The organism is Streptacidiphilus sp. P02-A3a (assembly GCF_014084105.1).
Taxonomy (GTDB): Bacteria; Actinomycetota; Actinomycetes; order Streptomycetales; family Streptomycetaceae; genus Streptacidiphilus.
In genome coordinates, this window is sequence record NZ_CP048289.1 from 714,469 (window position 1) to 727,622 (window position 13,154).

The window sequence follows — 13,154 nt, forward strand, 5'->3', positions numbered from 1 at the left end:
GCGTGACGGCGGCATCGGCCCGTCCCCTCGGCGCGGGTGCCGCGCCGCGGGGCCGCTTCGCCGGTCAGTCGGTGCTGCTCACCGGCGGCGGCCGGGGCATCGGCCGGGCCTGCGCCCTGGAGTTCGCCCGCGAGGGCGCCCGGCTGGCGCTGGCCAGCCGGACGCCCGGGCAACTCCAGCGGGTCTCCGAGGAGATCCGCGAGCTGACCGGCAGCCCGGCCCAGTGCGTCCCGTTCGACGTGTCCCGGGCCGACCAGGTGCGGGCCGGGGTGGCCGAGGTGCTGGAGCGCGGCGGGCCGATCGACGTCCTGGTCAACTGCGCGGGACTGTTCTCGATGGGCCCCTCCGAGTCCGCCGCCGTGGCGGACTCGGCGGAACTCCTGGCCACGAACGCGCTGGGCACCCTGCTGGTCTCGCAGGAGGTCGGCCGGGGCATGCTGGACCGCGGCCGGGGCCGCATCGTGAACTTCGCCTCGCTGCTGTCCTTCACGGCCTTCCCCGGCCGGGCCGCCTACGCCGCGAGCAAGGGGGCGGTGCTACAGCTCACCCGGGTACTCGGGGTCGAGTGGGCGGCGCGCGGGGTGAACGTCAACGCGGTGGCGCCCGGCATGATCCGGATCGAGACCACCCATCCGGCGGTGGCGGCCGGGGAGCTGAGCGAGGACGAACTGCTCAGGCGGATCCCGATGGGACGGCGCGGCAGGCCGGAGGACGTCACCGGGGCCGTCCTGTTCCTCGCCTCCCCGCAGGCCGACTACATCACCGGGCAGACCATCGTGGTGGACGGCGGCTGGCTCAGCTACGGGTACCTGTGAGCACCGCGCCGCTGTCGGTGTGGTCGGTGACCCTGCCGGACCGGATCACCGCGTTGGACTGGGCGCTGCTGGACGAGGCGGAGCACCGGCGGGCCGGGCGCCTGCGTGACGCGGCGGCGGCGTCCTTCGTGGGGCGGCGCTCGGCGCTGCGGCGGATCCTGGGGCGGCAGTTGCGGACGCCCCCGGCGGGGGTCGCCCTGGGCCGTCGGCCCTGCCCGCGCTGCGGGGCCGCGGACCACGGTCCGCCACTGGTGCGCGGCCACGAGGAACTCCAGGTCAGTACCTCCTCCTCGGGCGGCCTGGCGCTGGTCGCGGTCGCGACCGGGCCGGTCGGGATCGATCTTGAGTACCGGTGGCGCACGCCGTTCGACCCGCTGGCGGTGATCCGCGCGGCGGCGTCGCCCGAGGAGGAGGCCTACCTGCTGGGCCTGCCGGACAGCGCCAGGACCGCCGCCGTGCACCGCCTGTGGACGCGGAAGGAGGCGGTGGCGAAGGCGGCCGGGGTGGGCATCGCGGTGAGGCTGCGCGGTCTGCGGGCCGTGCCCCGGTTGCCCGGACCGGTCTGGGTGGGCGGGGTCCCGCACGGCCCGCTCGCCGGGTCCTGGTGGGTGGACGAGCTGCCGGTGCCGGACGGCTTCGTCGCCGCGCTCGCCCGGCGGACGCCGGAACCCCGACGGGTACTGCCCCGGCCCGCCGGTCCTTCGGGCCGCTGGGACGACTCGGGCAACAGCGACAGAGCAACGACGAGAGAAGTGGAGGACAGCGATGACTGACTACCGACATGCGCTGATCGGCTGCGGACGGGTCGCGGCCAACCATGTGGACGGTTTCCGCCGGGTACCCGGATGGGTCCTCGCCGCCGCCTGCGACCGCGAGCCGCACGTGGCGGAGTTCGCCCGCGCCCACGCGATACCGCGGGTGACGCGGGACGCCGGGGAGCTGTTCGCGGACCCCTCGGTCACCAGCGTCTCGATCGCGGTGGACCACCGGCAGCACGGGCCGCTGGTGGAGCGGGCGCTGCTGGCGGGGAAGCACGTCCTGGTGGAGAAGCCGCTGTGCCTGGACCCGAAGGAGGCACGGGACCTGGTCGCGCTGGCCGACGAGCGGTCGCTGGTGCTGTCGGCGGTGGCCCAGCACCGGTACGACCCGCTGGTGCTGGCGGTCCGCGACTGGGTGGCCAGGGGCCTGCTCGGTGACCTGGTCCAGGCCTCGGTGGCGCTTCAGGCGCGGCGGACGCCCGAGTACTACACCGACAGCTACTGGCGCGGCACCCAGGACGGGGAGGGGGGCTCGGCGCTGATCAACCAGGGCTACCACTGCCTGGACGCGGTCCGCTGGATCTGCGGCGACCTGACCGCGACCGCCGCCCTGCGCCGTACCCGGCGGCTGGCCGGTGTCATCGAGACCGAGGACACCCTCGGCGCCCTGCTGTCGGCCTCGGGGGTGCCGGTCACCCTGAACGTGACGGTGGCGAGCAGCGTGGAGTGGCGGACCAGGATCGAGATCGTCGGTGTCCGGGGGTCGGTCGTCTTCGACCTCGACCACCCGGGGCGGTTGAGCCACTGGGAGGGCCCGGCGGAGCTGGTCCGGCTCGCGGAGCGGGAGAACGCCCGCGGACTGGCGGAGGAGCCGCCCGGTGCCTCCTACTACGGCACGTCCCACCGTCGGCAGATAGCCGACTTCTGCCGCGGCGTCGCCGGGGGCGGCGCGATGCTCTCCTCTGCGGCCGACGCGGTGGGAACCCTGGAGACGATTGTCTCCCTCTACGAACTCTCGGCCGGGTGAAGAATCGGGGAGCAGGTCATTCCGAGGATGTCGAGACATCCCTCGGCGGTGTCCGCGGTACGGCAGAAAGCCCGTTCCCCCGCGCTCATGAATCCGTCGTCGGCCATGCGGTCGAGAAGCTGGACCAAGGGGTCGAAGAATCCCGCGATATTGGCCAGCACGACCGGGCGGCGATGGAATCCCAATTGGTCCCAGGTGGCGACCTCCATGAGTTCGTCCATGGTTCCGTAGCCGCCGGGGAGAATGACGAAGGCGTCGGCCATCTCGTACATCAGCGCCTTGCGGCTGTGCATTCCTTCGACGACGAATATCTCGCCCTGCGCCTCGTCCAGGCGTTCGCGCTCGTGCAGGGCGTCCGGGATCACGCCGAACACCTTGGCGCCCGCCCGGTGGGCCGCGGTCGAGACGGCCCCCATGAGGCCGACCCCGCCCGCGCCGTAGACCAGGCTGCCGCCCCGGCGGGCGATCGCGGTGCCCAGGTCGTGGGCCGCCCGGAGGTACTCCGGCCGGTTCCCGGCGCGGGAGCCGCAGAAGACGCCAATTCGATTCGGTGGGGCCGGGGGAGAAATCACGATGTTTTCCTTGATTGGAGGAGGTGGGGGTCGGTGCGGTACGGCTGAATTTCCGGGCGGATCATCCCCATCCCAGATCGCCGGGGGTGGCCGTGCCGCTCGGCGCGGAAGCGGAGGTATGCGGCGCGGGCACGGCCGAAATGACCGCGACGGAGCAGAGGACTCCGCATGCCACGAGGGCCGCGGTGACGAAGCTGACTACGGGCTGCGTGAACGTCTTCATTGCGGTCTCCGGTGATGTAGAGGGCAGTCGGATCGGCGGCTTGTCGGCTACCTTGCTACATGGCGGGTCGGCTCTGTATGGCACGGGGCGCTCGGCATACTGCATTGCGCATATCTGAGGGGATGACCAAAGTGGCGGATTTGGAGATTCAGGACTACCTGGACACCCCGGCGCTGGGCGACGGCGCACTCCAGATCTACCTGCACGCGCTGGACCGCAGTGCCCCGCTGCCATGTGCGCAGGTGGGTGACGTGATCGGGCTCGGCGCCGACGAGTTGGAGCTGGCGATCCGGCAGCTCGGCGCGCTGCGGCTGGTCAGTGCCCAGCTGCTCTCCGAGGGGTTGATTGCCCCGGTTGCGCCCGACAGCGCCCGCCTGCAACTGCTGTCACCGCTCATCCGGGAGCTGGAGCAGAAGCAGCGGGCGGTGGACGCGGCCAGGGCGATCTACGCCCAACTCTCGGACGCCTACCAGCGATCGGCCACCCGGAGCGTCCGCGACGAGGCGGTCACCGTGGTCAGGGAGCTGTCCGACGTCCGGCGGGTGATCACCGAGCTGTCGGCCACCTGCACGAACGAGGTCATCACCGCCCAGCCCGGGGGCGGTCGGACCGAGGAGGTGCTGCGCGAGTCCCTGCAGCGCACCCAGGACCTGCTGGGCCGGGGCGTGCGCATGCGCACCCTCTACCAGCACACGGCCCGCTACAGCCCGCCCACCACCGCCTACGTCGCCCTGGTCACCGAGCACGGCGCGGAGGTGCGCACGCTGGGGGACGGCTTCATGCGGATGCTGCTCTTCGACCAGGAGGTCGCCCTGATCGAACTGCGGGAGACGGCGGCCGGCGCGGTCCTGGTCCGGGAGCCGAGCATCGTGCACTTCATGTACGAGTCCTTCGAGCGGGCCTGGAGCCAGGCCAGCGACTTCGACGCCGACTACCACCCCGAGTCGGTCCGGCAGACCACCGACGACACCAAGGCGACGATCATCAAGCTGCTGATCGACGGGGTCGAGGACAAGGTGGTCGCCCGGCGGCTGGGCATGTCGCTGCGGACCTGCCAGCGCCACGTGTCGGAGATCCTGCGCGACATCGGGGCCAGGAACCGGCTCCAGGCCGGATACCTGATCCACCGTTACGGACTGGACCGGGTGGCCGCCGGTCCGGAGGGGACGGAGGGTGCCGTCGAGGGCGGCCAGCCGGGCATCTGAGCGGTCCCGGGGAGGGCCGTCTGATGTGTCATTAGTTTTCATGGTTCGGTGAGATAAAACCACTCGACGGTATGGCCGCACGCGCCCCGGACGGCGGGCTGACTCCCTGTTCTGCCTGCCGTCCGGTGGAGGCGCCATGTCGCGTGCCTCATCTGTCAAGAAATTGCACGTGGCAGCGAGAAATTTTTTGAAGATTATCTGCATCTTGTTGGTAGGCAGTCCCTCTATTAACCTTGCTCCGTCTCCGAGAGGCGGATCCCGCCGACAGAAATGGAGAACCACGTGAACGACACCCGGCAGCTCGCTGTCGACTTTCAGAGCGGAGCCCCTCGGACCGGGACGCTCACCTGGGGCCAATTGGCGATCTGGGATGTGCTGCAATGGCTCCCCCCGGACGACACCAGCCTCACCCTGTCCACCCTGCTGCCGCTGCCCGCGGGGACGACCGCCGCCACGGTGGCGGCGGCGCTGCGGGCACTGGTGGAGCGCCACGACGCGCTCCGCTCCCTCTTCCGCTTCGACGCGGCCGCCGGCGAACCCGGGCAGACCCTGGTCACCACCGGCCGACTGACGGTGGAGGTGCACGACGCCCCGCGGGGGCTCGCCGCCGACCTCGCGGCGAAGCTGCGCCCGGAACTCTGCGGCCGTCCCTTCGACCTGGCGTCCGACCTGCCGGTACGCGCCCTCCTGGTCACCGAGGAGGGGAGCCCGGCCGCGCTCGTCCTCGCCATCAGCCACATGTCGGTCGACGCCTGGAGCTTCCGGGTCGTGCTGGAGGACCTGGAGGCGCTGCTCGCCGGTGCGGAACTGCCCGCCCCCGGCCAGCAGCCGCTGGACCGGCTCGACTACGAGACCTCGGACCTGGGACGCAGGCGGGAGGAGCGCGCGCGTGCCTACTGGACCGAGCAGGTCCGGGAGACCCCGGCCGCCATGCTGGCCGAGCTCCCGCAGCCGTCCGCGCCGCACCTGGGCTGGGGCCGGATCGAGTCCACCGCGCTCGCCGAGTCGGTCCGGCTGCTCGCCCAACGGGCCTCGGTCGCCGGGTCGCTGGTCGTCATGGCCGGTGCGGCGCGGCTGCTGGCCCGGTACACCGGGGAGGAACAGGCGACGCTGCGACTGATCGTGGCGACCAGGTTCACCGCCAGGACCCGGCGGTTCGTCGGCGCCTTCAACCAGAACGCGCTGCTGCGGGTGCCGATCGGCGCCGACTCCTTCGACGACTACCTGCGGCGGACCGGGCTCGCCGCCCTGACCGCGTACCAGAACTGCGAGTACGACCCCAGGGCGATCGAGCAGATCGTCATCGACACCGCGGCCGAGCGCGGCGTGACCGCGGGCGGGTACTGCTTCTTCAACGACATCAGCTTCGAGCCGCCGCGGCCCGCCGACGCCGACCGGGAGCCCGCGACCGGGGGCGACGCCCCGGACCCGCGCGCCCTGCGCGCGGACACCGTGCTGTCGGTGCCCGAGATGGACCAGGTGCCCAAGGGGGCCACGTTCTTCCTCTTCCTGGAGCGGCTCGGCGACCGGGCGGTGCTGCAACTGTGCGCCGACCGACGCTTCCTGGCCCCGCGCTCGGCGACGGACTTCCTGCACGACCTGGAGGAGCTGACCGTCGCCGCCGCCGTGTCCCCGCCCCGCCCCGCGACCTTGGAGCTTCCATGACCACCCCCGACCGCCAGGCCGTGATCCACGCGACGGGCCTGACCAAGCACTACCAGCGCGTCGGCGACGCCGAGCGGTTCACCGCGGTCGACGGGATCGACTTCCGGGTCGAGCCGGGTGAGGCCTTCGGCTTCCTCGGACCCAACGGCGCGGGCAAGTCCACGACCATGCGGATGATCGCCTGCGTCTCCCCGGCCAGCGCGGGCAGCCTGCGCATCGCCGGGCTCGACGCCTCCCGCGACGGCGCCGCGATCCGCGCCCGGATCGGCGTGGTCCCCCAGGACAACACCCTGGACACCGAACTGACGGTGCGTGAGAACCTGTACGTCTACGGCCGCTACTTCGGCCTGTCCCGGCGGGTGCTGACCCAGAAGATCGGCGAACTGCTGGACTTCGCGCAGCTGACCGAGAAGGCCGACAACACCGTCGAGAGCCTGTCCGGCGGGATGCGGCGGCGGCTGACCATCGCCCGGGCCCTGATCAACGACCCCGGCGTGCTGCTGCTCGACGAGCCCACCACCGGCCTGGACCCGCAGGCCAGGCACATCCTCTGGGACCGGCTGTTCCAACTGAAGCAGGACGGCATCACCCTGGTGCTGACCACGCACTACATGGACGAGGCCGAGCAGTTGTGCGACCGGCTGGTGGTGATGGACCACGGCCGGATCGTCGCCGAGGACTCCCCGGCCCGGCTGATCGAGAAGCACGTCACCCCCGAGGTGCTGGAACTGCGCTACGCGCCCGGCCGCAACGAGGAGATGGGCCGCCGGGTCGCCGCGATCGGCGAGCGGGCCGAGATACTCCCCGGCCGGGTCCTGCTCTACGTCGCCGACGGCGAGTCCGCCCTCGCGTCCGTCCACGCCGAGGGCGCTGCCCCGCTGACCGCGATCGTCCGCAGAGCGAGCCTTGAGGACGTGTTCCTCACGCTCACCGGCCGTTCACTGATCGACTGAGGAGAACGACGCCATGGCAACCTTGGCCCTGCGTGAGTTCAGCTACTGCATGGCGCACTACCGGCGTACCTGGCGCGGCACGGTCGTGGTCAGCGTGGCCAACCCGCTGCTGTTCCTGCTCGCCTTCGGCAGCGGCCTGGGCGTCCTGGTGAACCGCAACGCCCCGGCCGTCCTGCACGGGGTCCCCTACGTCACCTTCCTGGCACCGGGACTGCTGGCGGCCGCGTCGATGCAGACCGCGATCGTGGAGTCGGCCGGTCCGGTCTACCAGGCCGTCCACGGGCGGAGGAACTACCTGGCGGCGGCGGCCACGCCGATGACGCCGTTCCAGATCTACCTCGGCCACCTGCTCTTCATGGTGTTCCGCGTCGTCATCAGCTCGCTCGCCTTCGTCCTGGTGATGGCGGCGTTCCGGCTGGTCCACTCACCGCTGGATGCGCTCGGGCTGCTGCTCGGAGCCGTCCTCACCGGGACCGCCTTCGCCGCGCCGATGGCGGCGTGGGCCGTCGCGGTGCGCCGGCCCACGGCCCTGGACATGTGCTTCCGCTTCATCCTGATGCCGCTCTACATGCTCTCCGGCACGTTCTTCTCGATCCGGCAACTGCCCTCCTGGCTGCGGGACCTGGCCTGGATCACCCCGTTGTGGCACGGCGTGGACCTGTGCCGGACGCTCAGCCTGGGCACCGCGACACCGGGCACCACCGCGATCCACCTGGGCTACCTGCTCGCGCTGGTGGCGGCCGGGATCGCCGCCGCCCGGGTCACCTACCGCCGTGCGCTGCACGGCTGACGGACCGGAACCGTCCGGAGATGATGGAGAAGTCGATGACCCTGACCGTTCCCGACACCGCCGCCGCACCCTCGCGGTTGCGTCCGCCCCGGGCGTTCCACCTGGTGGAGCGGCACCTGGTGATCTACCGGCACACCCCCATGGTGCTGGTGGCCGAGATCTTCGAACCCGTGCTCTACCTGCTCTCGGTGGGGGTCGGCATCGGGGCGCTGGTCGGACACGTCGCCGGTCTCGGCCCCTCCGGCGTCGGCTACAGCGCCTTCGTCGCCCCGGCCCTGCTGGCCACGGCGGCGATGAACGGGGCGATGAACGAGACCACGTTCAACCTGCTGCGCAAACTGAAGGTGGACCGCATCTACGACTCGGTCCTGTCCACGCCCATGAGCGTGCAGGACCTCGCCCTGGGCGAGGTCTGCTGGGCCCTGCTCCGCGGCACGCTCACCACCACCGGCTTCATGGCCGTGACCGCCGCGTTCGGACTGGTGCGGTCACCGTGGATACTCCTGGCCGTGCCGGGCGCCGCACTGGTCGGCTTCGGCTTCGCCTCGGTGGGCCTGGCGGTGACCACCTACCTGCGCGGCTGGCAGGACTTCCAGTACGTGCAACTAGTGATGCTGCCGATGTTCCTCTTCGCCACGACCTTCTACCCCTTGGGCGTCTACCCCCGCGCCGTGCAGATCGTGGTGGAGTGCCTGCCGCTGTACCAGAGCATCCAGTTGATCCGGGAGCCGGCCCTGGGCCAGGTCGGCCCCTCGCTGCTGGTCCCGGCCGCCTACCTGGTGCTGATGGGGTTGCTCGGGCTCGCCGTGGCCCGCCGCAGGCTGACCCTGATGCTGCTGCACTGACCGGCCCGGCCGGAACCGACCCGCGCTCCCGATCCGGCGACAGCCGGGAGCGCGGGTCGGTTCCGTGCGGTCAGGGGGTGAGCCGGTTGGGCCCACGGAAGAGGAAGGTCGCGTCGCGGATCGAGTCCAGCCCGAGCATGACCATCAGCACCCGGCCCAGCCCCATCCCCAGGCCGCCGTGCGGCGGGCAGCCGTAGCGGAAGCAGTTCAGGTAGTCCTGAAGCGACTCGGTGCCCATGCCCTTGTCGGCGGCCTGCTTGAGCAGCACGTCGTACCGGTGCTCGCGCTGCGCGCCGGTGGTGATCTCCAGGCCCTTCCACAGCAGGTCGAAGCTCAGGGTCAGCTCCGGCTGCTCGGCCGACCGCATGTGGTAGAACGGCCGGATGCCGACCGGGTAGTGGGTGACGAACACGAACTCGTGCCCGCTCCGCTCCTTCACCAGGGCCGCGAGCGCGCGCTCGCCCTCGGGGTCCAGGTCCTCCTTGACGCCCGCCGGGTCCCAGCCCCCGGCCCGCAGCAGTCGCTGGGCCTCGGCCATGGTGACCCGGGGGAAAGGCAGTTCGGGCACCACCACCGGCTGGCCGAAGTGCTCCTCGATCGCCGGGCCGTGGACCCGCGCCACCTCGGCGAGCGCGTGGGCGAGCATCCGCTCCTCGAACGCCATCACGTCCTCGACGCCGTCGATCCAGGCGAGTTCCACGTCGACACCGGTGAACTCGGTGGCGTGGCGCGAGGTGAACGAGGGCTCCGCCCGGAACACCGGGCCGACCTCGAAGACCCGGTCGATACCGGCGGCGATCGCCATCTGCTTGTAGAACTGCGGTGACTGGGCCAGGTAGGCGCTGCGGTCGAAGTAGCCGAGCCGGAACACCTCCGCCCCGGACTCCGAGGCGGTGCCCATCAGCTTGGGCGTGTGCATCTCGGTGCAACCCTCGCCGTAGGCGAACTCGCGCATCGCCCGTTCGGCGGTGGTCTGCACCGCGAACACCAGTTGCGCGGCCGCACGCTTGCGCACGTCCAGGAAGCGCCAGTCGAGCCGGTGCTCCGGTCCCGAGTGCTCGTCGATGGGCAGCAGCGGTTCGGCCCGGTTCAGCACCTCGACGGTCTCCGGGACGATCTCCAGGCCGCCCAGGTTGACCACGGGGTTGTCCACGACCCGGCCGGTGATCCGGACGGCGGACTCGACCGTGAGGCTCTCGATCACGCTCTCCAGCGGGTCGTCGGGACCACCGCGCCGGTGGGTCACCTGCGTGGTGCCGGTGTGGTCGCGGACCAGGACGAACTGCATCTTCCGTTGCAGCCGCAGGGTGTTGACCCAGCCGCTGACGGAGACCGTCTCGCCCACGCGCGGACGCAGGTCGGCAACCAGGACACGTGGTGTGGGGTGGATCATCGCAGTCCTCCAACGGACGTTGGCTGATCCCTTGGAAGTGCGGGCGAGAAGGGTAACTCGCGGTGCCACCGCACTTTCGCCGCCGCCGAGGGCGACAGCCTCATTCGGGCCCGGTCACGGGGGCTGGCCGGCAGGGCATTTCCTCCCCGCACTCAGGAGTGTCTTCGCCACGGGGTGCGACACTGCCTTTCCAGCTACCGGCAGTTCTCTCGGCTCGCACGGTCCCGCGGGTACTCGTCTCCCTCGTCGTGTTACCCCTGAGAATAGAGGGCGCGGCAGCGGCCCGCAACGAGGCGCGGGGGCGGCCTTGGACCGCTCCCGGCACCGGTGCTGACGGTCCGTCGGGGAGTGCGGCGGCGACCCTGCCGAGCAGCGGGCCCTCCCGGGTGACTACCCCGATCGGGTAGCCGGCCGAGTTGGCGGATCTGCACGGCTCGGGCACGGTGAAGTAGTCGGCCGGGTCGAGGGCGCGGAGCGCGATCCACCGCTGCGAGGCCGTCGCGCCGGACCGGTCGCCGCTGTCCGACGGGGCACGGAAGAAGCCCTGCACGTCGAGCGCGATCCGCGGGTCGTCGTCGATGCGGCGTGCCATCGCGTAGTAGGCGGCCAGCGCGTGCAGGCAGCGCTGGGTGTCGGCGCCGCAGGTGCAGTCGACGCCGACGAGGCTCGGTACCGGCGGGTGGCCCGCCTCGGTGATCGCGCGGTACAGCTCGTCGGTGAGGGCGGGCCGCGCGCCGGACAACCGGCGGGAGATCTCGGCCATCGTCTCCCGGGCCATGGGCTCGACCTCGATGTTCGCCACCGAGACGGTGCGACCGCGCCGCATCACGGCGCGGACGGTCCCGGCGTCGACGGTGACCTCCACCCCGCCGTCGCGTGCGAGTCGGCGGGCGCGCGGCAGTTGCGGATCGGGGTGGGTCTGCCGCAACGACTCGGCGAGCCGGAGCCAGTCCTTCCCCCACAAGGTGAAACCGAAGTCCTTGTCGGCCATGGGTCAGCTGTCTCGCTTCCGGCGCAGGATCGCAATGAGGCGCTCGTCGTCCAGGCGGGCCAGTTCGGCGACACCGGACATGTCGGCGATGTCGGAGAGCGCGGACTTGCGCGAGTGCATCGCCGCGATGTGCTCCTCGACGGTGGTCCCGGTGGTCAGCGTGGTGACGGTGACCGTACGGGTCTGACCGATCCGGTGGACCCGGTCGGAGGCCTGCGCCTCCACGGCCGGATTCCACCACCGGTCGAAGTGGATGACGTCGGCCGCGCGGGTGAGCGTGAGCCCGGTACCCCCGGCCTTCAGGCTGAGCACCAGCACCTTCGGGCCGTCGTCGGCCTGGAACCGGCGGACGATGTCGGCGCGCCGCTCCTGGTTCAGGCCGCCGTGGAAGAACGGCACGGACACCCCGAACTGCTCGGCGCACTGCCGCACCAGCAGCTCACCGCTGCGCCGGTACTGGGTGAAGACCAGCGTGGGCGAGCCGAGGTCGAGGTTGTTGGCGATGATGTCGGTGCAGAGGTCGAGCTTCCCCGACCGTCCCGACAACTCGTCCAGGTCACCGGTGATCAGCCCCGGGTGGTTGCAGACCTGCTTCAACGCGGTCAGCGCCGCCAGCACCCTGGTCTGCCGCTGCGCGCCGCTGCCGAAGCCGTCGTCGATCACCTGGTCCAGCAACTGGTCGTACAACTGCTGCTGTTCCTCGGTGAGATCGCAGATCAGGTCGGCGTGGATCTTGGCCGGGAGCGAGTGCGCGACCTGGGACTTCTTCCGCATCATCACGATCGGCTCGATGGCCCCGCGCAGCCGGGCGGCGGCGGCGAGCGAGCCGTCCGCGATCGGCTTGACGAAGCGGCGCCGGAACTGCGGCTTGTGGCCGAACAGTTCCGGCGCGACCAGATTGAGCAGCGCCCAGAGCTCCTCCAGGTGGTTCTCAACAGGCGTGCCGGTCAAGGCGATCCGTGCGTCGGCGGCGAGGCTCCGGGCGGCCTTCGCCACCTGGGTACGGGGGTTCTTCAACACCTGCGCCTCGTCGAAGACCACGGTGACCCACCGCTGCCCGGTCACGGCGGGCCCGTGGATGCGCAGCGTCGGGTAGCCGATGAGCACCACCGTCCCGCTGTCCACCCCCTCCAACGCGCCGCCCCGCCAGATCGTCGTCCGCAGGTCGGGGGCGAACCGGGCGATCTCGTGGGCCCAGTTCCCGACCAGCGACGTCGGGCACACCACCAGTTGCGGCCCCTGCCCGGCCCGCCCGGCGAGGTAGCCGATGGCCTGAAGGGTCTTGCCGAGCCCCATTTCGTCGGCGAGCACCGCGCCGCCGTGGGCCTCGACCGTCTCGCGCAGCCAGCTCACGCCGCGCACCTGGTACGGCCGCAGGGTGGCGGTCAGCGCCGTGCGCAGTTCGGTTGCCACGGCACTGGTGTGCCGGAAGACGGACTCCGCGTGCTGCGCCGACATCACGGCGAGACCGGTGGCATCGGGAACGGCGTGCGCGGCGATCGGCAGGGGCGGGTCACCGCCCGCGATCCGCGTCCGCCAGGCCGCCACCGACTGGCCGGGGGAGTCGAGCGGCGCGCCGGGGAGCCCGTCCGGCTCGACCAGCGCGCAGTCGACCTCGGACACCGCGAAGCCGCCGAGATCCGGGTCCGGGAGGACCAGGGCGACGCTCTGGACGTCACCGATCGGTGGCGCCGCCCCCGCGGCGCGGCCGGACCAGGTCCACAGGGCGAACATATGGCGGTCGGGCAGGTACGTGGCCTGGCTGTCGGGTACGAGGTCGGCAGGGTCCAGTTCGATTTCCATGGTCAGTGGCCGCCGGTGCGGAGCAGCGCGCCGCGGGAATGCGGAATCGATACGAAGGCCCCGGTCAATTCCGGGGCCGCGGTCGGGGAATTGGCGCCCGGCGTCCCCAGGGCG

Annotated in this window: 12 protein-coding genes; 8 read left to right on the forward strand and 4 right to left on the reverse strand. The window is 71.5% G+C overall.

Annotation, left to right across the window (positions count from 1 at the left end; translation table 11 throughout):
* The first annotated feature begins 2 nt into the window (after positions 1-2).
* The 3 genes from GXP74_RS03340 to GXP74_RS03350 are packed head-to-tail and all read left to right on the forward strand — an operon-like array spanning position 3 to position 2,600.
* A complete protein-coding gene (locus GXP74_RS03340; RefSeq protein ID WP_182449915.1) occupies positions 3-815 on the forward strand; it encodes an SDR family NAD(P)-dependent oxidoreductase in 813 nt (270 codons plus the stop codon).
* Positions 812-1,588 (forward strand): 4'-phosphopantetheinyl transferase superfamily protein, encoded by a 777-nt coding sequence (locus GXP74_RS03345; RefSeq protein WP_182449916.1) that lies wholly within the window; start codon positions 812-814, stop codon positions 1,586-1,588. Before GXP74_RS03340 ends, GXP74_RS03345 begins: the two co-directional genes overlap by 4 nt.
* Positions 1,581-2,600 carry a Gfo/Idh/MocA family protein gene (locus GXP74_RS03350; protein WP_182449917.1) on the forward strand — a complete coding sequence of 340 codons (1,020 nt, stop codon included), beginning with the start codon at positions 1,581-1,583 and terminating at the stop codon, positions 2,598-2,600. Before GXP74_RS03345 ends, GXP74_RS03350 begins: the two co-directional genes overlap by 8 nt.
* On the opposite strand, the gene GXP74_RS03355 is transcribed toward GXP74_RS03350, so the two are convergent.
* On the reverse strand, positions 2,579-3,172 hold the full coding sequence (locus tag GXP74_RS03355; RefSeq protein WP_182449918.1) for a TIGR00730 family Rossman fold protein: 594 nt from the start codon (positions 3,170-3,172) through the stop codon (positions 2,579-2,581). The two genes, GXP74_RS03350 and GXP74_RS03355, sit on opposite strands and share 22 nt — an antisense overlap.
* Before the next feature lie 363 nt (positions 3,173-3,535).
* On the opposite strand from GXP74_RS03355, the gene GXP74_RS03360 reads away from it, so the two are divergent.
* From GXP74_RS03360 to GXP74_RS03380, 5 genes are all read left to right on the forward strand, one after another.
* The gene (locus GXP74_RS03360) at positions 3,536-4,600 is read left to right on the forward strand and encodes a hypothetical protein (RefSeq protein WP_182449919.1); all 1,065 of its coding nucleotides are present in this window, start codon (positions 3,536-3,538) and stop codon (positions 4,598-4,600) included.
* Between the two features lie 282 nt (positions 4,601-4,882).
* Entirely contained in the window at positions 4,883-6,265 is a 1,383-nt protein-coding gene (locus GXP74_RS03365) for a condensation domain-containing protein (protein WP_182449920.1), read from the forward strand.
* Positions 6,262-7,218 carry an ABC transporter ATP-binding protein gene (locus GXP74_RS03370; RefSeq protein WP_182449921.1) on the forward strand — a complete coding sequence of 319 codons (957 nt, stop codon included), beginning with the start codon at positions 6,262-6,264 and terminating at the stop codon, positions 7,216-7,218. The genes GXP74_RS03365 and GXP74_RS03370 overlap by 4 nt, the downstream gene beginning before the upstream one ends.
* Before the next feature lie 13 nt (positions 7,219-7,231).
* A complete protein-coding gene (locus GXP74_RS03375; protein ID WP_182449922.1) occupies positions 7,232-8,008 on the forward strand; it encodes an ABC transporter permease in 777 nt (258 codons plus the stop codon).
* Positions 8,009-8,043: 35 nt separating this feature from the next.
* On the forward strand, positions 8,044-8,853 hold the full coding sequence (locus tag GXP74_RS03380) for an ABC transporter permease (RefSeq protein WP_225447688.1): 810 nt from the start codon (positions 8,044-8,046) through the stop codon (positions 8,851-8,853).
* Between the two features lie 70 nt (positions 8,854-8,923).
* Here the strand turns inward: GXP74_RS03380 and aspS are convergent, their stop codons facing one another.
* The 3 genes from aspS to GXP74_RS03395 form a co-directional block, all read right to left on the reverse strand.
* A complete protein-coding gene (gene aspS / locus GXP74_RS03385) occupies positions 8,924-10,246 on the reverse strand; it encodes an aspartate--tRNA(Asn) ligase (protein WP_182449923.1) in 1,323 nt (440 codons plus the stop codon).
* Positions 10,247-10,346: 100 nt separating this feature from the next.
* Positions 10,347-11,237 (reverse strand): hypothetical protein, encoded by an 891-nt coding sequence (locus tag GXP74_RS40060; RefSeq protein ID WP_225448764.1) that lies wholly within the window; start codon positions 11,235-11,237, stop codon positions 10,347-10,349.
* Between the two features lie 3 nt (positions 11,238-11,240).
* Positions 11,241-13,040, reverse strand: coding sequence for a DEAD/DEAH box helicase (locus tag GXP74_RS03395; RefSeq protein ID WP_225447689.1), 1,800 nt, complete (start codon positions 13,038-13,040; stop codon positions 11,241-11,243).
* Between the last annotated feature and the right edge of the window lie 114 nt (positions 13,041-13,154).